The organism is Mesorhizobium sp. B3-2-1 (assembly GCF_006439515.1).
Lineage (GTDB): Bacteria > Pseudomonadota > Alphaproteobacteria > Rhizobiales > Rhizobiaceae > Mesorhizobium.
This window is the reverse complement of the sequence record NZ_VFTI01000045.1, coordinates 15,144-33,079: the sequence shown is the minus strand read 5'-3', so window position 1 is coordinate 33,079 and position 17,936 is coordinate 15,144. Positions and strand designations below refer to the sequence as shown.

Below are 17,936 nucleotides of genomic sequence, written 5' to 3'. Positions count from 1 at the left end.
CTATCCGAGCGCCGCCTCCAATGTCTTGGAGGCTCCAGCGACCCGCATCCGCTCGTCCAGAAGTCCGTTGGTCAATAGATGCCTGATATGGCCGATACGCTGGAAGCGCGGCCCCTCGAACTCCTCAAGCGTGACATTCGACTTCCGGTACGCCTGGTAGAGTTGCTCGGCACCCTTGCGCGCATCCCATTGCGGCCTGAAAGCAGGAAGGGCAAGCGTGATCTTGTCGAAGTTGACGCGATAGGAGCGTTTGTCGGGTCCGGCGTCGGGCGCCAATTCAAGCCGGCAATCGGGCACGATCTCGGCGACGATCTCGGCGATGTCCCGGATCCTGTAATTGTGGTCCGTCCGTCCGACATTGAAGGCTTCGTTGTGAATGGCCCCGCGGGGCGCCTCTAGCCCGGCAATGAACGCCCTGGAAATGTCCTCGATATGGACGATCGGCCGCCACGGCGTTCCATCGGACTTCAGGAGGATGACGCCTTTGGTGACCGCCCACGCGACCAGATTGTTTAGCACGATATCGAAGCGGAGCCGCGGCGAGAGGCCGTAGGCCGTGGCGGGGCGGAAATAAGTGGGAGAAAAGCTGCTGCTGGCCAGTTCGGAAATATCCCGTTCTGAAAGGACCTTCGACCAGCCATAGGGCGTGACCGGATTCAGTTCGCCCGTTTCATCGACCATCCCGTCCCCCGCCTGTCCGTAATTGCTGCACGACGAGGCGAAAAGGAAGCGTGACACGCCGGCGTCCTTGGCTGCCTTGGCAAAGCGGACGCTGCCCTTATGGTTGATTTCATAGGTGATGTCCGGATCAAGGTCGGACAGTGGGTCATTGGAAAGCGCCGCAAGGTGGATGACCGCATCGAACCCTTCGAGGTCGCGCGCATGCACGTCCCTGACGTCCTTTTGGATGGATGGAATTGAAGCCCGCTCTCCACCAGCGGCAAAGGTGCAGCGCCGGTAAAGATCGCTGTCATAGCCCGTCACCGAATGCCCAGCACGAAGCAACATCGGCACCATCACCGATCCGATATAGCCTTGATGGCCGGTTACCATGACTTTCATCGCGCACCTCTTCTCAAGCCGATATCGATCTCCAGGAGGCTACTTGGGCTTGAAGGAATGGGGGAGAACGCCAATGGACACCCAGGATGCCCCGTTCGAGGAAGCGTTGCCGGCGCTTACCTCTTTTGCAGTGGTGTTCGTCTAATCCTTTCAGTGGAATCGGCGCACGTCTTGGGCTTGCGTTACGTGGCTGCAGGCAATTGCGCGTTCATTGACTTTTCGCTACAGGGCCTTGAGCTAAGAGCTCCAGAATCCAGTCCGGGTATCGGCGGCTATTTAGCCCTGGCAGCTTGAAAACCGTGCGCTCCGCCTTGAATGGGGAACCTTCAACATCGGTAACTTCCCCGCTCGTGGGATCGCGCCAGCGAGCGCGGACAAAAGCCGCCGAAAGCCGCGCCAGGTCCACTATGATGCGGTCATTGCCGGGCATGTAGACGACAGCATAGGATCCGTCCCGGGCGGTCGCGGCGACCGCCCTTTCCATGCCCTGGTTCATGCCGCCGACCAGGAAGCTGTTCCTGGCGTCGGGTTCGAGCAGCCACCACTTTATCGAAGAGACGAAGGCGATAAGCATTTCCATGCTTTTTGCGCCAGGACTGCCGAGGGCGTCTTTCCACCCCATCGTTTGCCGATGGAGACCGGGCCCCCCGAAATGCCATATCGGGTTGTTGCCGTAGAGGTGTCCGAATGCGCCCGAGAGGATCGCCTGGTAAGCCTGAATGCGGACCCGGTACTCGTCGGTACCACTTTCGAACTCATAGGCGCTCTCAATCAGGAAGAAAGGCATACCCCTGTCGTACTCCCTGATCGCGGCCGTGTAGACAGGTCCGTACGTGTAGATGTTGTTCACGTTCAGCCAGGGTTCGTGAGTCCATGAGTCAAGCGGTGCCGTTTCGGGAGCGCCATGGATGGTGCTAAGAGAGCCCGGATCCTCGTCAACGATGCCTTTGGCGATAGCCCTGACTAGATCCTTGTCCGCAGGATTGTCGTCACCACCGTTGACCCAAATGATGTTGTCGAAATGCCGGTAGCGATGTCCGACGAAATGGCCGTACGAAGCAAGCCTTCGTGGCCCTGCAGCCGCCATTTGCTGATACCAACCGTCAATACCACCGCCATAGCCAAGATACGCCGGGGCAAGCAGCACCAGGAAACCGAGGTCGCAAGCCTTCTGCAGGACGCGGTCCGCATGGGCAAAATACGCCTCATTCGGAACGGCGAAATCGTCGTTGCCAGCGAATGGCCTCTCGCCATATGCGTTTGCGGGCGCGTTTCGGGAAAACCGGTGCTCTAGGAGGTTGACCAGCACCGTATTGAAACCACGAGCCTTGCGGTCCTCAAGATAGAGGTCTGCCTCGTCATCCTTCAGATCTGCAATGAGGGACCAGGCCGAGTCACCATGCATCAAGAATGGATGCCCGTTCTTGTCGACCGGAAAGCTCTTTCCAGATTCGATCCGCAAGGGGAAACGCGTCCCCTTGTCGCGTTCGCAGGCTAAGCTTCCGGTCTCCATAGCCACCAAAAAAACGCAGGTCATGAGAACAGACATCAATCGCATTGTGCTCACCCGCTCCGGCTCGTCCTTCATGCTCACCCAGGTGTCGGCGCCGCGGAGACGTCATGGGTGGCGGCGTGCCTGGAGTTAAACTCCGATGAGGTGACAATGCCGAAGGCTGCGTCCTTGCGAGTCATGGTGCCCGCGCGCAGCTGTCGCGTATAGGTTTCAAGGCCGTAGTTGTCTGCGGGGCGGTCAAGAAGCAGCAGGTAGAGAAAACCGATATAAACGCGGTCCGTCAGGCCGATCGTGGCATATCTGCTTTCGAAATCGTCCGTGTCCATCATTTCCACGATCATATCAGCAAGCTTGCTATTTCCGCTTCCAAGAGCTGCCGACCAACGCTCCACGCTGGCCGTGTCGCCATCGTGACCTAGAATGAGGCAATAGACGAAACTTGCCTGCCTCACATAGAGGGACTTGTTTGCAGCCAAGGTCTCTGGATCGCATTCCCGGTACGGCCTGGGCGCCGGCTGCGGGCCGCGGGTGAAGTCACGCACCGTCTTATAGGCAGGCTTAGGCTCGCCGACCCTCCATTTACCGTCGGGGGCCGGGACGAGCCTCACCAATCCCATATTAGCTTCGAAGCTTGGGGCCCAGTAGGCCTCATCAAACAGTTCGTAGATGTGCGCGGCCTCGACCCTGTACTTCTTGGTGAAGTCTTGGAGTCTCGTCATTGTCTGCTTGATGCCGTCGGCCTGCTGCTTCTCGCCGCGCTGGCTTCCGTAAGGATTGTTGAATTCGGTGACCCATATCGGCTTGCCGTAGCCCGACATCTCCCGGAAAGCCCATTCCGGATCGTCGCCGTACATATGCCAGACTGAGATATCCCAAACGATCCCGTCCTGCTTCATCCGCGCGAACGCGCCGACGTGGCCCCATCCGGCGGTGCCGATCGCCTTTCTGATGGTTGGATCGACAGCAATCATCCCTTCGGACAAGCCCTTGAGGACAGCACTCACTTTCACCCAGCGCGGGCCGTAATAATCGAGCGTTCCCGTTCCACCTGCAGGCCCCCAACCACATGGATATTGCGCGCCATCATCGCGCTTCTCACAAGGCTTTATGATTGCGTAGTTCTCCATCTCGTTGCCGAGTTCCCAGACACGGATGTCGTCCTTGAACCTTGAGCCAAGTGCAATCGCAAGTTTCCGGGTCCTGCGGTAAAGTTCTTCCGGGCTATCCTTGTCCATATCGATGCCGGCAGGCGTGAGGACAGGCAGGATCTCGATGCCTCTCACCTTTCCGGCGGAGACAAGATTGGCGAGCATATCCATGTCGCCCTCGCCCGTAACATCGACCCTGTATGACTTCAGGCCGAGATCCTTGATGAAGTCGAGCTGCCTTTCGATCGGGATACCCGGATAAGCAACTATTGGATGGCCGTTAATGCCCCAAAGGAAATTGGCGGAGGCAGACGAGACAAACGCCAGCAGGCAAACCGCAGCGACTGCGAAACGAAAGGACATGGCGACAGTTCTCCCGGTCGGGCACATGGATAGTCAGCAGTGCGGCCGCCGGAAGCAATCTACCCATACGGGTAACCAACGCGTTTGCGATACCCCTTTCGGAGGTCGCCACCAACTCAAGGCCGGTGCTGAAGCTCATACCCCCTATTTTACCCAAATCGGACCAGCCCTTAGCTGATCTGGAACAACGCTCGAGAACTCCGGCTGCCATCCCGTTACCCCTTTCGTCTGTGATCATTCCTTACTTTGAAGGTACTGACCTTTAACCGGGTTTGTCGGACTATTTGGCGTGACGAAGGTGGCCCTCGCCGCTACCGGGAAAGGAAATGTATGCCTTCTGTAAAACGCGCACTTCTGATGAGCACGGGCGAACGTTATGTCCTGCTCGTATCGAATTTCGCTACGACCGCGGTGGTTTCGCGCATATTGACACCACAGGAAATCGGCGTGTCGGTGATCGGGATGGCAATCCTGGCGATAGTCCTGTCTGTCAGGGAGTTCTCCAGTTCAACCTTCCTGATCCAGCGCGGGGAACTCAGCCGCGAGGATATCCGGGGGGCCTTTACGGTGATGTTCGTCCTTACCGGAATTGCCGTCACCGTTCTTTTAGCCGCGTCCCCTGTTCTGGCCTCAGTCTACGCGGAGCCGAACCTCCTTCCCTATTTTCGAGTTATTTCAGCCTGCCTCTTCCTCGACGCCTTGGTCGTCCTGGTCAATGCTCTCCTGCGCCGGGAAATGGCCTTCGGCAAGGTAGCTGCCATTAGCATCACCAACGGGGCGACAGGGTCTGTGGCAACAATCGCTTTGGCGTTCGCGGGCTTCAGCTATATGAGCTTCGCTTGGGCGTGGCTAATCGGCAGTGGGCTTGCCGCATGCCTCGCACTCGCCCTGTGCCCGCATTTCTGGATGTTTAAGCCAACTCTGGCCAATTGGCGCGCAATGATCTCGTTCGGCGGATACAACGGCTCCATCGCCATACTCTTCCGCATATTTGACGCGCTGCCCCTGCTCTTGTTGGGCCGACTCGTGTCACCGAATGCCGCGGCCTTGTTCAGCAGGACCCTCTTGATCAGCCAAATACCCGACAAACTCCTCCTCGGAGGGGCCGTGGCGGTCGTATTGCCCGCCTTTTCGGCAGAGGTCAGACGAGGCAGCGATTTGAAGCGCCCCTATCTCGCGGCCCTTTCTATTGTCACCGCGTTGTACTGGCCCGCTCTTCTCGTGCTCTCAGTGCTGGCCTATCCCGTAGTGGACGTCGTGCTCGGTCGACAATGGATCGAGGCTGCGCCGCTCGTTCAGGTCGTCGCGATTGCTCTTCTCTTCTCCTTCAGTTTTGAGCTCAATTACCCGGTATTGGTTGCGGTCGGTGCGATCCGCGACTTGTTTATCCGAGCCCTGATCGTCTTCCCGATTTCCGGCATTCTCTTGTCAATGGCTGGCGTCTTCGGCGGATTGCAGGCGGCCGCCTGGTGTATGCTGGTGACTGTTCCTTTCCAGGCATACGTTGCCCTGAGCTTCGTTCGGCGCAGGCTGGGATTGAAACTGAAGGACATCGCCACAGAGTTATGGAGAAGCGCGGTCGTGGCCCTAGCGAGCGCGACTGGTCCGCTGTGCGTGGCTTTCTTGTCGGGCACAGGCTTCGCCCTTTCGCATGGGCTGGCGCTCGCAGCAGGGGTGTTGGCGTTGGGTGGATGGGGAGCGGCATTGGTCCTTACCAGACATCCTTTGGTTGACGAGATATTCAAGTCCATCTCCGGGTTCCGGGGCGCCTCGCTCCGCCCGGCCGAGTGAGGCGAGCACAAGTGAACACGATAGCCGACGAAAAAGTCGGATAGCCAGCGGCTATCCAAACCGCGCCTGGAAGGACGCGAATGTTCGTGGACGAAAACAAGCGGGAAAAAAAGCAGGGCCACGCCCTCCCGAAAGGCTTGGACTGCGAGGCATTCCGAAGCCGCCGGATTTGCCATTCGCGCGTCCTGACCTCTGTCGACCCTTTCAATCAGAGCGTGCACGGCCGCGGTACCATGCTGCCGCTCGCATCCATGCACCGCTAGAGAGCACACATCATGGTCCTCTCGCGCAGGAATGGATTCTCGCAGGTCATCAGCGCCCCACAGAGAATATGCCTTTTCGGAATGTTTGGCGGAGGTAATTTCGGGAATGACGCGTCGTTGGAATCGTTTTTGCTCTTCTTGCGGGAAGCTAGGCCGGAGGCGGCTCTCGCATGCGTTTGTGTTGATCCAGATGCAATTGGTAAAGCGCATCAGATTGCCACAACACCAATCAGCGCTCCAGAGTTTTCCAATACGCTCCTGAGGTTCTGCAATAAAGTCAGCCTGAGAATAATTGGAAGACTAGCGAACTGGTACCGGGCAATCAAATATGTCAGGCAATTCGACATCATAATTGTGCCAGGAACGTCAACGTTAAACGACTACGGCTCAGGTCCATTTGGAACATCCTACGGTCTGTTCCGCTGGGCTGCATCTGCGCGATTGTCCGGGGTGAAGTTCTGCTTTATTGGAACCGGCGCAGGTCCAATCCTGAACTCTACCAGCCGCTGGATGTTGCGGTCTGCAGCAGCTTGGGCATACTTCCGTTCGTTCCGCGATCAGATCTCCAAGGACTTCTTAGCCTCCCTTGGCATCGATACAAGTAGAGATAACCTCTATCCAGATCTTGTTTTCAAGCTGCCTACGCCATTGCCGGTGCAAGACGACACGGGAGGAAAACTGACGACAGTTGGGGTTGGCCTTATGAACTACAATGGCTGGCGCGCCGGCGCGCGCTCAGGGTCGGATACCTCTATCTATCAAACCTACATCGAGAAGATGGGCCGCTTCGTCACCTCGTTGCTAGATCGAGGTTACAGAGTACGCCTTATTATCGGCGAAACCGTGGATATGCGGGCAGTGAGGGATGTCGGTCGAATTGCTAAGGCGAGCGGATATGACCTGATCGACGGCACCCGAACCACTCGGCAGGCCCGTCAGCTTGTCGCGGAGCCAATCAACTCCCTGCATGACGTCATGCGGCAAATTGGCGACACTGACATCGTTGTCGCCACACGTTTTCACAACGTGGTTTGCGCTTTGAAGCTTGCCCTGCCGACGATCTCGATAGGATACGAGGCAAAGAACGATGCGGTGATGACTGACTTCGGCCTTGGGGGGTTCTGTCAATCCGTTGAAAATCTGAACCTTGAGCTGCTGGAGACGCACCTCACCGAATTGTTAGAAAACAAAGAGCGCTATCGCGCAATCGTTCGGCAGCATCTCGACAAGGTATTGCTTCGTGTAAAGGAGCACGAGCAGGAGTTGTTGTCCAAGATCCTCTGAGATTAAGCTGAGGCGCCGGTTATTGCCTATCAAAAAAATTGTCGATCGCGCAATCGGCCGCGGCTTCACCCACCCAGCAACTCCTGTTGACGGTTCGGTCAGCGGACCTCCGGTTTAAAAAATCTCGGAGCAGAACTTGGCTTCGTCAATCTCAGGACCCGTTGAAAGATGCCAGCTTCGCTTCCAATTCGAATAGGGTACCCATTCGACCAACGATTTGGCCCAATCCGCAGCGGTCGGAGCGACTTGCCGCTCTTTCAGGCCCTTCAAGAGTTCCTGAGCCGCGTCCAGCCTTCCCATCATTGTCCATTTTAGGGCCAAGCGCATCATCCTGGCACGCATACATTCCTTTTTACGTCGGAAAGTCGGCTCGTCCCAGCACTGAGCCCCAAACGCACATAAAATGTCAAAACGCTCAAGTAAGGTTTTCAACTGGTTCGCGCCGAGTTGCTGGCTGGTGAGCGAATTCGCGTGCCAACGCGTGTAGACGAGTGGCGCGTGCAAATAGGCGAGCTTGCCACGCAGGGCACTGCGAACGACTGCAGAAAAATCAAAATGGATCGGGGCATCGTTGAAGAAAACCGGGCTTTGCGCGTTGTCAGGAAAGCGAACAAACAGGTGATGGTACGGCAGCCAATTAATGCTTTCATCTAGCATCTTGGCCGCGATCTCAATTCCTCCAAAAATGCCTTGTTTCAACGGCAAATTCGCGCGATGGACCCTGTCCATGAAAACATCGTCGCAAAGAACGACCTCAATTTTTTCGTCGGATTGAGCAATCTCAACGAAGCGCGAGATGCAATCGCTGCGCATCAGGTCGTCTGCGCAGAGCACCTTCACATAAAAGGCCTCGGTGGGAACTGCGCAAAGCGCCTTAGTCCAGTTTTCTCGCAGCGGAAGGACGCTGTCATTGCGAAGAGTAATCAGCTCAAAACGCTCCGACCGAAAGCGATCGATGATTTGTGACGTGTTGTCCGAGCTGCAATTGTCAACGAGAACGTGTACAATGTTATCATAGGTCTGCCGCTGGACGGATCTCATCGTAGCTTCGAGATACGCACCTCCATTGTATACCGGCGTTACCACGGCAACGAGAGGCAGAGCTGGTGCCGAGCGGTGTCTCATAACGTTGTCTTTTTCGTGTTCGGACCGCGATATTGAATTGACCCTACCTCAAAAGCGACACTGCCGGAGCTGCCGGTCATGAAGTCGACCCCAGCTTCTGTCGATGGCTTCGGTTAAGAGGAGGCGTTCGGCCCAGGATTTTTCTCATGACAAACGACTCCGATGCTCAGATCGGGGCTGCGCGCCACCTTGATGCCCCGTCGTCGATCTAGGCGTTGCCGCTGAAGGTGATGTTCCCGGTGCGGCGAACCAATCGGACAGATATCGGGTCATAGGCAATTCGGCATAAAGATAAACGAACACCGAAACGCAGGTTACGGCCATGGGGGTCACGAACAACAGCACCGTGGCCAACCATGCCGAATTTCCGCTTTCGACAACGAGCTTCTCGGATATGAGATCCACGAACCAGTGTGTCAGGTAGATCGAGTAGGTGCATTTGGCGAGAAAGTTCAAAAGCTTCGAATCATTGTAGATGCCAAGCTGCTCCAGAGTAACAACCCCCAGCAACAGAAGCGACATCGGCACGCCGAGGGCGAGGACGCGAGGCAGCGCCGGCCAGAAGAACGGACGCAAGACCGCAGCCATGGCGCCGAAGGTGACGGCCGCCGCGGCGAGAGCAACGATGCGACGCTGAGGCATTTTGAAAAGGAACGGCCCAGAGCTGACAAACTTGAAGATGAGAATGCCGAGGGCAAAATCAATCAGTATAGGATTGGTGTAAAATACGACAATTTGGTTATCAATTCTCGATAGCTTGCCTGCGGCTGCAAGAAATACGGCGAAGGCGGCAGAATAGAAGACACCGTTTTTGACGCTGACAATTCGAAAAGCCGCGATAATCAAGCTGAACTCGACGATAACCAGCAAGGTCCAGGTCGGATACAGGATCGGGTAGGAACCGTGGGGGACGAAGGCAAGCGACATGAAGAGTGCAGACAACGGCGTCGAATGGTTATTCATCGCGTAATTTTCGACAAGAAATGCGAGAACCGTGAAGCCCCAGTATAAAGGCACGATGCGAATGAGCCTCGTGCGCAAATAAGCGCCTGCGGACGTGCTATTGTTCCCGAGCACGTGCGCGGTAAGAAAACCAGCCAGGACCACGAACAGGTCCGTTCCGAAACGGAAAATCTCCAAGACAGCCGGACCGATGTGGGCGGCGCCCACCACCCCGGCCATGTGGATGTAGGCGATGGCATAGGCGGATACCAGCCTCAACAGCTGAGGATTGTGCCAGAACTTCCTTGCCTGAGCAGTCCGGGCCGCGGCCGGAGAGTATTCCGCGTTGACCCTGGACGTTATCGATGCCAGGCCAACCGTGCCGAGCGTTAAGAAGACCATCGCCCTATCCAATGAAGCCGCTACGGTGCCCTGTTTGCCCTCGATCGGCTTCGACCTCAATTTATCGGAGGCGAGCGGACCTGAGAATTGACCCAAATGGCGCATTTCTAAGCAATTTGAGGAATATGGGGTCAATCGTTTCCGTTAGGCCATGGAGCGCGGGTTGGCACCCGGCGCGACACGATGCCTCCGATCACCGCGGCCCTGCGCCGGCTTCGAAAACTCAGCAAGGTCGTTCCCCTCGGAGGGTCTCCTGCCACAGGACCGCTCCCCGAAATCGGCGTCGACCTGGACCATCAGTTCCAGGTATTTCCACGCGATCCACCGCCAGGAATAACTGCTTGCCCTGGCGTTGCCCTTGGTCACCAGCCACTCGCGCAAGGCCGGGGTGACCAAAAGGTGGCGGACCTTTTCGGCCCACGCATGGACGTCGTCAGGATCGACGTAAAGAGCAGAGTCCCCACAGATTTCCGGGAGGCACGGCGAGCTCGATGCAATGACGGGACAGCCAGACGCCATCGCTTCGACCGCCGGAAGCCCGAAACCCTCGATGCGTGAGGGGAACAGGAAGCACAAAGCGCCCTCGAGCGCCTTCTTGAAGTCGTCGTCGTCGATGCGGCCAAGGAAGACGATGTTGTCGGGCAGTTTCGCAACGTATCGCAGGACCGTGGCTTCGTCGACGTCACCAGGCATCCACAAATCCAGACCCATCTCATCGAGGAGCGGGGCCAGCCGGGCGAGAAGCTCAAGGTTCTTGTATTCTTGGTCCCCCCGGCCAAGGCAGAGGACATATGGCCTACGCCGATCCACGGCCAGGGACGATTTCCGGGCATCCCATCTCTTGGCATGGTCGCTGCCGTTGTAGGTGACGACAATATTTTCCTCCGGCGCTATTCCGAACTTGATCAGGTGACTCCGCGCCAACTGCGAGACCGTCGTGATACGAGCAGCCCGCCTGCCGAGCGCTGGCAGGATGAGGCGGTGCGCCCACCGGAAGCCCCTCGGATAGCTCAACGGCATCAGCCTGGTGTGCATGTCGTGAATGCAAGCGATTTGACGGCTCAGCATGACGGGAGCGAGGTTGCAGAAACTCAGCAATCCCCCGGGCACATGCCAGGGCAACTGCGCCTGAACCCAAAGTTGAGGAAGTCGTGGTCTGTTGAATTCCGGAATGATCCGTACGGTGATGGCCTTGAGGGGCAAGGGTTCGGTTAGCGGGCGTGGGATCACGAGATCCATTTCCAGATCGCGACCAAGCGGATGCCCTTCCGAAATGAGGGCGTCGAGTGCCATGGTCACTTCGCGAGCATAACGGGCTACTCCATTACGGCGAAGCGTCGTGAAGTCTCCGTTTATCGTCCAGCGCCGCCTCGCCGCCCCTTGATCCGCTGACCTGAGCTCGGGTATACTGATCAGGTAGTTGGCGTCTTCGACAAGGGATCCCGCCAGCTGTGTGCCGCTGTCGCGGCCATTCAACCGCCTTGATGACGGCGACTGCGTCGCTTCGAATTCGGAATTACCCATAACCCTCTCCGGTCCGGCTGCACCTGTGGTCAGATTAGCATTCTCGGTCGCGCACGGCCCTCCAACGTTCGAGGTAGGTACAACGCCGCCCTCGCCCGGCCGGATGAGCCCCCCGCGCAAACAGGTGACCGAATGGCCGTAGTGACCGCGCCCCTATGGCCGCTCCACAGTGAGGGTCTCGGGGGTAAGGGCATGCCACGACGTTGGACAATCAATGGGCGTTTTCTTTCCCAGCCGACAACCGGCGTGCAACGCTATGCCTATGAAATCGTCCGTTCGCTGGACGCGTTGATTGAGGAGCGGGTGCCACTTGCTAGCGATCTCCAGGTCCGCCTGCTCTGTCCGCCCGGATCTGGGGACATCCCCCTCATGTCCATCGAACGCCGCGAGATCGGCGGCGCGCGCGGGCATGTTTGGGAGCAAGCGCGACTTCCCGTCGCTCTCGACGGCGGCGGTCTGCTCAGCCTCTGCAACACGGGGCCTCTGCTTTCCCACAAACATATCGTTTGTATTCATGACGCAAATGTCTGGAACGCGCCGCAGAGCTATTCCCTCGCCTTTAGATGCCTTTACAGAACGCTGTTGCCTTGCCTCGGCAAGACGGCATGGGGTATTTCGACTGTCTCCGCTTTCTCGCTCGGTGAACTCATCCGCCAAGGCGTGATCCCGGCGCACAGGGCCTTCGTGGCCTCTAACGGCCATGAGCATGTCTTGCGTTGGAAGCCTGAACACTCGGCGCCAATCCAATTGGCGGCCTCGCGGGACACCATAGTCATGATCGGAAGTGCCGCACCCCACAAGAACGTAGACCTCATCTTGAACATGGCTGACCGCCTCGGAGCAGTCGGGCTCAGGCTAGCGATCGTCGGCATGTCGGAATCGCGCGTCTACAAGTCAGGATCCGCGCGCACACAAGCGCGAAACATCCACTGGCTCGGCCGCGTTTCCGATGGCGAGTTGGCCGCTCTGCTTGCGGACTCGCTGTGCCTGGCTTTCCCCTCGCTTACCGAAGGCTTCGGCCTGCCGGCCCTCGAGGCGATGGCTGTCGGCTGCCCCGTGGTGGTTTCAGACCGCGCAAGCCTGCCTGAGGTCTGCACGAGCGCGGCACTATACGCCTCCCCCGACAATCCGGAGGCATGGTTCGACAGCTTCATGCGACTTCATCGTTCTCAGGCGTTGCGAACGGAGATGGTGGCAAAGGGAAAAGCAAGAGCCTCAGCATACAGCTGGAGGGCGACGGCGTTGCTTTATCTCAAAGCCATGGCGGCCGCCGATGGCCGCGACGCGCAAACCAATCGCGTCAGGATGCGCGAACTCATATGACGTCGTGAAGTGACTGGACGGCCCCGATCGATTCCAGAATCGCGCGATCGAAGTGCTCTTCGGAAAAGCGTGCTGCATTGGTGGTGCACGCACGGGGGGTGATAGCGTGGCTGTTTTCTTCGAACCGTACGACCGCTGCCTTGAGAGACTCGATAGTCTGCGCCTTGAACAGCACCCCCGTCGGCTCGGCGGATGACCCCAGGCGCCGCACGATGTCAACCGCGCCGCCTCGGCCGAACGCGATCAGCGGGGTCCCACAGGCTTGCGCCTCGGCCAACGCGATGCCGAAGTCCTCGCAGCCCGCAAAGACCATGGCCTTTGCCCGTGCCAGCGTCTCGACATACTCCTTGCGGGGTAGAAAACCCGAAAACGTGATGTTAGGCCCAGCCAGCGATCGCAAGCTGGCGGATTGCTGTCCTTCGCCAACGATGACCAGCCGCCGCGATGGCATATCGTTGAAGGCCCTGATCACCAGGTCGGTTCGCTTGTATGGGGCTAGGAAGGATGCCGAGACGTAGTAGTCATCCTTGTCTTCCACACACGGCAGTTCTCCTACGCAAACCGGCGGGAAAACGACGCGCGCGTCGCGCCCGTAAATGTGCTGGATGCGGGAACGGACATAGTTCGAGTTCGCCAACATCAGGTCCGGACCATGCGCGGTCCTGGTATCCCACGTCCTCAGCCGGTGCAGCATGTACCGATAGAGCATTCCCTTGGGACCAAAGCCCAGCCTTCCCTGCTGAAGATAGGAGAACTGCTCATCCCATGCATAGCGGACCGGGCTGTGCACATAACATAAATGCGGTTGATCCGGCCTGGTGATCACGCCACGCGAAAACGCGGCCGAAGAGGAGATCACCGCGTCGTAACCTGTCACGTCGAACTGCTCGATCAGGAAAGGGCAAAAGAAGAAAAGAGACCGGTAGAATTTCCGCACCATGGGAATCCGGTTGGCTGCCGACGTATGAAATTCCACATCCCGGAAATATTGCTCTTTGACGTCGGCTGGCAGAAAATCGAAAAGCGTGAAGACTTCGGCATTCGGAAACTGCTTGCAGATTTGCGCAAGAACCCGCTCCCCTCCCCGGAAGTTCGGGCACCAGTCGTGAACGACCGCTATTCTTGCATATCTGTCGACAATCCCCGGCGCGGCCGGCAGTTTCTCGATTGGCACCGTGAGCTTGGCGGCGATTGCCAGGTCGGAAGAACGTTCGTGGAGCATGGATCCCCCTTGCCGCAGCCAGCAATCGCAATCCCGGCAGTCTCTCTTCCATGCCATGGCTCCTGCAAGTCGTCCGATCGGTTACAGGACGCTGCGGGCGCTGGACGGCCTAGTACTTTTGGTTGGGGCGCGTCCGCCCGGAATACGCCAAAAGCCTGTGCTGCGAGGTAACCCAGACTCGTCCCTAACCTTTTATGCAGGCTGTCCAGGTGTGTTCGCCGTTCTAGGGTCGACGGGCACCGAAACATGGACCTGGCATGAGACTGGCAGTGATTATCCCAACCCTAGGCCGCAGCGCACAGGTCGCGCGCCTGCTCGGCTATTTGGGCAGCCAGAACAGACTTCCCGACGAAGTCATATTGTCCGCGCCCGACGCCACGCATATTGAATTACCAGCCAGTTGCCCCTTTCCTGTATCGTGTGTTTTCGGACCGAGGGGGCTGACCGCGCAGCGGAACACGGCTCTTGCGCCGTCGCTCGCGCGTTTCGACATCATCACGTTCTTCGACGACGATTTCGTCCCATCGGCCGAATACCTGAAACAAATCGAAGAAGCCTTCATCACCAATCACGAATGGGCGGTGGTGATGGGCAGGGTCATCAAGGACGGGGCTGCCAATGCTGGCCTGACCTGGGAAGATGCCGAAGCCGCGCTGCAGGCAGCAGAGGGCACCAGCAGTGCCGGACCTTCGGCAATCGACCATGTGGGCGCATACGGATGTAACATGTCCGTCCGTTCCTCGCTTGTAGGCGATTTGCGTTTCGACGAGCGCCTCGTCCTCTATGGCTGGCAGGAGGACATCGACTTCACCAGCCAACTGAGATCGAAAGGTCGCGTGGTCTGCGTAACCTCGATCAGGGGGGTCCATCTGGGCATCAAGACAGGTCGCGTCAGCGGAGAGCGATTCGGCTACTCCCAGGTTGCGAATGCGATCTATCTGATCAGGAAGGGGTCCGTGCCGGCATCTTTCGCGCTTCCCCTGATGCTCAGGAATATTGCGGCCAATCTGGCAAAGAGCCTTTGGCCCGAGCCCTATGTCGACCGTAGGGGCAGGCTCAGGGGCAACCTGCTCGCCATCCTGCACGTCGCGATTGGACGAATCGAACCCGAGTACATCTTGAAAATCTGACGAAGGGGAAGACAATGCGCAAATGGGTCCTGACGATCGCGTCTGCCTCACTCGCCGCGGTGGTCGCCGGCGCCTTGCCCTCGGTGGCTGCCGAGTATCTCCTCGGGCCCCAAGATAAGGTCAGGCTCAAGGTTTATGAATGGCGCGCGTCACGTGATGTGATTTTTGAATGGACGGCTCTCAACGACGCTTTCGTCGTCGGTGCCGACGGCACGCTCTTCCTTCCGTTTGTCGGCCAGATACGCGCGCAGGGCACCGCTCCCGGCGACCTCGCCAGGGCCATCGGCGATCGCTTGATGCGGAACATGGGGCTCGGCCGCCAGCCCGATGTCGCTGTAGAAATCGTGCAGTACAGACCTTTCTACATCGTCGGCAACGTCAAGCAGCCCGGTGAGTTTCCTTATCGGCCCGGACTGACCGTGCTGCAGGCGGTGGGGATCGCGGGCGGCTTGCCGATACGCCAGGACGACATATCGCGGCTCGGGCGGGAAGTCATCTCAGGCCAGGGCGACGTGGGATTACTAGCGCTGAACAATGTCAGCCTTCTTGCCCGCAAGGCGCGCCTTGAAGCCGAACTGGCCGGCAGCGAGGAGATCTCTTTTCCTGCCGAATTGAACGACAGGGTCTCCAACCAAACCGTTGCATCGACAATGGACCAGGAGCGCAAGATCTTTGCGATCCGCAAGGACGCGCTGACGACACAACTGCGTTCGCTCCATGAACTCAGGGAATTCCTGGAAAAGGAACTGGACTCGCTGGGACAGCAACTGACGTTCCACGACAAACAGATTGAGCTTGTCCAGAAGGAACTCGCGAGTGTTTCGACGCTTGTCGAGAAGGGACTGGCCGTTGCACCACGCGAGCTATCGCTTGAGGGGACGGTCGCGCAGATGCAAGGGGACAGGCTCGCTGCCGAGACCTCACTCTTGCGCGTGAGGCAGGAGATCAGCAAGACGGACATCGAGATTCTCGACATCAGCAACCGGCACGCCAGCGAAGTCGCTGAAAGCTTGCGCGAAACCCAGCTGCAGCTTAACGAAGTCACCAGCAAGGCCGATACCGCGGTGCAGTTGCTGCACGAAACCGAGATTGCAGTCCCTGCCCTGCTCGCTCTGAGGCAACGCGCCGAAAGTGCCAAGCCAATCTTCAAGATCGTCAGGACGACGGATAGCAGCACAGCCGAACTTCCCGCCGAGGAAACCACAGCAGTCAACCCCGGCGACACAGTGAAGGTCGAGATCCCGGCGCCGGACTCAGGTTTGGCTAGCATACCTGCAGGCGGGAGCCTTCAGGCCGAGACGGTCCCGGTTCAGGGCATCAATTGAACAAGCCCGCGATCCGCCAGGGCAACTGAGGTAGTTGGCTGATCGATCCCCACCGCGTCAGATCCTGTGACGCTCTCGATCGCCTACGCATGATCGACTTGGCTCGGGCGCGGAAAACCGCGGCTAGCCGAACCATTCAGGAAAGATCAGGAAGATGAAGCAGGGTTCGACGCTCAACCCGACCGTCTACGCAATGCTCGGAGCACTTGCCTTGCTCTTTGAGGCCGCATATCAGTGAGCAACATGGGCCCTCAGGCCCCGGACGGAACCTTGTGCCGCAGTGAGTTGATCCGTCCTGCCACTGGAGATGTCGGTGCTCATGACACTAATCGCCCTGGCGGCTGCGGGCGCTCTGATAGGCCTGCGGTTCAAGGTTCCCGCCCTGCTCGCGGCGACCGCCCTGCTTGCCATTGGAAGCTTGGCCTGGAACGGCTTTGGATTTCCCGGCCATGTGAGCGTCCTCAAATTCCTTATCCTGGCATTCGTGTTGGCAGGCGCGTACATCATCGGCGTGTTTCTGTCCGTCCGCTGGAGGCGAACCACAGAGTGACGCGTGAGGACGTTAGGAGGTCCTGTCGAAGCGCATCACCGCGAAGACGGTCCTGAACAGGATCACGATGTCGGACCAGACAGACCAGTTCCGAACATACTGGCTGTCCAGCGCCACGCGTGTGGCATAGTCCACGCTGCTTCTTCCGCTCACCTGCCAAAGACCGGTCAGTCCCGGCCTGGCGCGGAGATAGTCCGCCACGTGGTCGCCGTAAAGCTCGAGTTCTTCCTTCACGACGGGCCTCGGCCCCACGCAACTCATGTCGCCGCGGATAATGTTATAGAGTTGGGGGAGTTCATCGAGGCTTGACCTTCGGAGCATTCGCCCGAGGAACGTCACGCGCGGGTCGTTCCTGATCTTGTGGGTCTTTTCCCACTCCATTTTGATGTCGGGATTGGATTCGAGGCAGGCTTTCAAAACGGCTTCCGAATTGCCGACCATCGAACGGAACTTATAGCAGTTGAACGGTCTTCCGCCGAAGCCGATCCGGCTGTGCGGGAACACCGCCGAGCCCCCTGTCGTGGTCCTGATGAGCAGGGCAACAGCAATCATTACCGGCGCTGCCATGACAAGCGCCGTGACTGCTATGATCAAATCCAGAATTCGCTTCAGAAGACCTCCCACGGGAGGATTCATCGAACCTGCCCTGATGGTGGGCGACGAGTCGATCAACAACACCCCGCCACTGTCGTGGTCGGGAGCGGAAACAACATGCAGGACCGGTCGGTTGTCGACTGCCACCGGAACGGATGGCTGGTCCCAAATCGGGGGTGCGAGATGTGACTGCTTCTCGAAGGCGTTTGTCATGACGATCATTGTTTCGAGTTGTTTGACTTTGACACTTTCCCAATCTCGGGGAGGGTCGGCAAGAAAGGCAAAGGAGGTAGCGGTACGCGCCCCACACCAACCCCTAATGCCAAGGGATGATCCTGAACGTCTTCCAGGCTTTCGACGACTTCGCATCTGCCA

At 58.2% G+C, this 17,936-nt stretch carries 14 protein-coding genes; 6 read left to right on the top strand and 8 right to left on the bottom strand.

Features of this window, described 5'->3' with window-relative positions:
- The 3 genes from FJW08_RS30230 to FJW08_RS30220 form a co-directional block, all read right to left on the bottom strand.
- Complete coding sequence (locus FJW08_RS30230; RefSeq protein WP_140813496.1) at window positions 1–1,062, bottom strand: NAD(P)-dependent oxidoreductase; 1,062 nt, start codon at window positions 1,060–1,062, stop codon at window positions 1–3.
- A 208-nt stretch (window positions 1,063–1,270) separates the two neighbouring features.
- Window positions 1,271–2,650, bottom strand: a complete 1,380-nt coding sequence (locus FJW08_RS30225; protein WP_246682663.1) for a DUF4038 domain-containing protein — start codon at window positions 2,648–2,650, stop codon at window positions 1,271–1,273.
- Between the two features lie 2 nt (window positions 2,651–2,652).
- Entirely contained in the window at window positions 2,653–4,086 is a 1,434-nt protein-coding gene (locus tag FJW08_RS30220) for a DUF4214 domain-containing protein (RefSeq protein WP_140813494.1), read from the bottom strand.
- Window positions 4,087–4,443: 357 nt separating this feature from the next.
- On the opposite strand from FJW08_RS30220, the gene FJW08_RS30215 reads away from it, so the two are divergent.
- Both FJW08_RS30215 and FJW08_RS30210 read left to right on the top strand, forming a co-directional pair.
- Window positions 4,444–5,877 carry an oligosaccharide flippase family protein gene (locus FJW08_RS30215; protein ID WP_246682661.1) on the top strand — a complete coding sequence of 478 codons (1,434 nt, stop codon included), beginning with the start codon at window positions 4,444–4,446 and terminating at the stop codon, window positions 5,875–5,877.
- 275 nt (window positions 5,878–6,152) lie between these two features.
- Window positions 6,153–7,424 (top strand): polysaccharide pyruvyl transferase family protein, encoded by a 1,272-nt coding sequence (locus tag FJW08_RS30210; protein ID WP_140813492.1) that lies wholly within the window; start codon window positions 6,153–6,155, stop codon window positions 7,422–7,424.
- A 114-nt stretch (window positions 7,425–7,538) separates the two neighbouring features.
- Here the strand turns inward: FJW08_RS30210 and FJW08_RS30205 are convergent, their stop codons facing one another.
- From FJW08_RS30205 to FJW08_RS30195, 3 genes are all read right to left on the bottom strand, one after another.
- On the bottom strand, window positions 7,539–8,549 hold the full coding sequence (locus FJW08_RS30205; protein ID WP_140813491.1) for a glycosyltransferase family A protein: 1,011 nt from the start codon (window positions 8,547–8,549) through the stop codon (window positions 7,539–7,541).
- 144 nt (window positions 8,550–8,693) lie between these two features.
- Window positions 8,694–9,893 (bottom strand): acyltransferase, encoded by a 1,200-nt coding sequence (locus tag FJW08_RS30200; protein ID WP_181183093.1) that lies wholly within the window; start codon window positions 9,891–9,893, stop codon window positions 8,694–8,696.
- Window positions 9,894–10,037: 144 nt separating this feature from the next.
- Window positions 10,038–11,417, bottom strand: a complete 1,380-nt coding sequence (locus tag FJW08_RS30195; RefSeq protein WP_140813489.1) for a glycosyltransferase family 1 protein — start codon at window positions 11,415–11,417, stop codon at window positions 10,038–10,040.
- A gap of 192 nt (window positions 11,418–11,609) precedes the next feature.
- Here FJW08_RS30195 and FJW08_RS30190 point away from each other — a divergent pair, with 192 nt between their 5' ends.
- Complete coding sequence (locus tag FJW08_RS30190) at window positions 11,610–12,740, top strand: glycosyltransferase family 1 protein (RefSeq protein ID WP_140813488.1); 1,131 nt, start codon at window positions 11,610–11,612, stop codon at window positions 12,738–12,740.
- On the opposite strand, the gene FJW08_RS30185 is transcribed toward FJW08_RS30190, so the two are convergent.
- Window positions 12,733–13,962, bottom strand: a complete 1,230-nt coding sequence (locus tag FJW08_RS30185) for a glycosyltransferase (RefSeq protein WP_140813487.1) — start codon at window positions 13,960–13,962, stop codon at window positions 12,733–12,735. The two genes, FJW08_RS30190 and FJW08_RS30185, sit on opposite strands and share 8 nt — an antisense overlap.
- Window positions 13,963–14,219: 257 nt before the next feature.
- On the opposite strand from FJW08_RS30185, the gene FJW08_RS30180 reads away from it, so the two are divergent.
- From FJW08_RS30180 to FJW08_RS30170, 3 genes are all read left to right on the top strand, one after another.
- Window positions 14,220–15,092, top strand: coding sequence for a glycosyltransferase family 2 protein (locus FJW08_RS30180; protein ID WP_140764607.1), 873 nt, complete (start codon window positions 14,220–14,222; stop codon window positions 15,090–15,092).
- Between the two features lie 14 nt (window positions 15,093–15,106).
- Entirely contained in the window at window positions 15,107–16,417 is a 1,311-nt protein-coding gene (locus FJW08_RS30175) for a polysaccharide biosynthesis/export family protein (protein WP_140764610.1), read from the top strand.
- 319 nt (window positions 16,418–16,736) lie between these two features.
- Window positions 16,737–16,967: a hypothetical protein gene (locus FJW08_RS30170; protein WP_140764613.1), complete on the top strand. Its 231-nt coding sequence runs from the start codon at window positions 16,737–16,739 to the stop codon at window positions 16,965–16,967.
- A 12-nt stretch (window positions 16,968–16,979) separates the two neighbouring features.
- Here the strand turns inward: FJW08_RS30170 and FJW08_RS30165 are convergent, their stop codons facing one another.
- Window positions 16,980–17,783: a sugar transferase gene (locus FJW08_RS30165; RefSeq protein WP_140764616.1), complete on the bottom strand. Its 804-nt coding sequence runs from the start codon at window positions 17,781–17,783 to the stop codon at window positions 16,980–16,982.
- Window positions 17,784–17,936 lie beyond the last annotated feature (153 nt).

Coding starts and splice junctions, on each gene's coding strand:
- FJW08_RS30230 (WP_140813496.1), bottom strand. CDS start 1,062: ATGAAAGTCATGGTAACCGGCCATCAAGGCTATATCGGATCGGTGATG.
- FJW08_RS30225 (WP_246682663.1), bottom strand. CDS start 2,650: ATGAAGGACGAGCCGGAGCGGGTGAGCACAATGCGATTGATGTCTGTT.
- FJW08_RS30220 (WP_140813494.1), bottom strand. CDS start 4,086: ATGTCCTTTCGTTTCGCAGTCGCTGCGGTTTGCCTGCTGGCGTTTGTC.
- FJW08_RS30215 (WP_246682661.1), top strand. CDS start 4,444: ATGAGCACGGGCGAACGTTATGTCCTGCTCGTATCGAATTTCGCTACG.
- FJW08_RS30210 (WP_140813492.1), top strand. CDS start 6,153: ATGGTCCTCTCGCGCAGGAATGGATTCTCGCAGGTCATCAGCGCCCCA.
- FJW08_RS30205 (WP_140813491.1), bottom strand. CDS start 8,549: ATGAGACACCGCTCGGCACCAGCTCTGCCTCTCGTTGCCGTGGTAACG.
- FJW08_RS30200 (WP_181183093.1), bottom strand. CDS start 9,893: ATGGTCTTCTTAACGCTCGGCACGGTTGGCCTGGCATCGATAACGTCC.
- FJW08_RS30195 (WP_140813489.1), bottom strand. CDS start 11,417: ATGGGTAATTCCGAATTCGAAGCGACGCAGTCGCCGTCATCAAGGCGG.
- FJW08_RS30190 (WP_140813488.1), top strand. CDS start 11,610: ATGCCACGACGTTGGACAATCAATGGGCGTTTTCTTTCCCAGCCGACA.
- FJW08_RS30185 (WP_140813487.1), bottom strand. CDS start 13,962: ATGCTCCACGAACGTTCTTCCGACCTGGCAATCGCCGCCAAGCTCACG.
- FJW08_RS30180 (WP_140764607.1), top strand. CDS start 14,220: ATGAGACTGGCAGTGATTATCCCAACCCTAGGCCGCAGCGCACAGGTC.
- FJW08_RS30175 (WP_140764610.1), top strand. CDS start 15,107: ATGCGCAAATGGGTCCTGACGATCGCGTCTGCCTCACTCGCCGCGGTG.
- FJW08_RS30170 (WP_140764613.1), top strand. CDS start 16,737: ATGACACTAATCGCCCTGGCGGCTGCGGGCGCTCTGATAGGCCTGCGG.
- FJW08_RS30165 (WP_140764616.1), bottom strand. CDS start 17,783: ATGATCGTCATGACAAACGCCTTCGAGAAGCAGTCACATCTCGCACCC.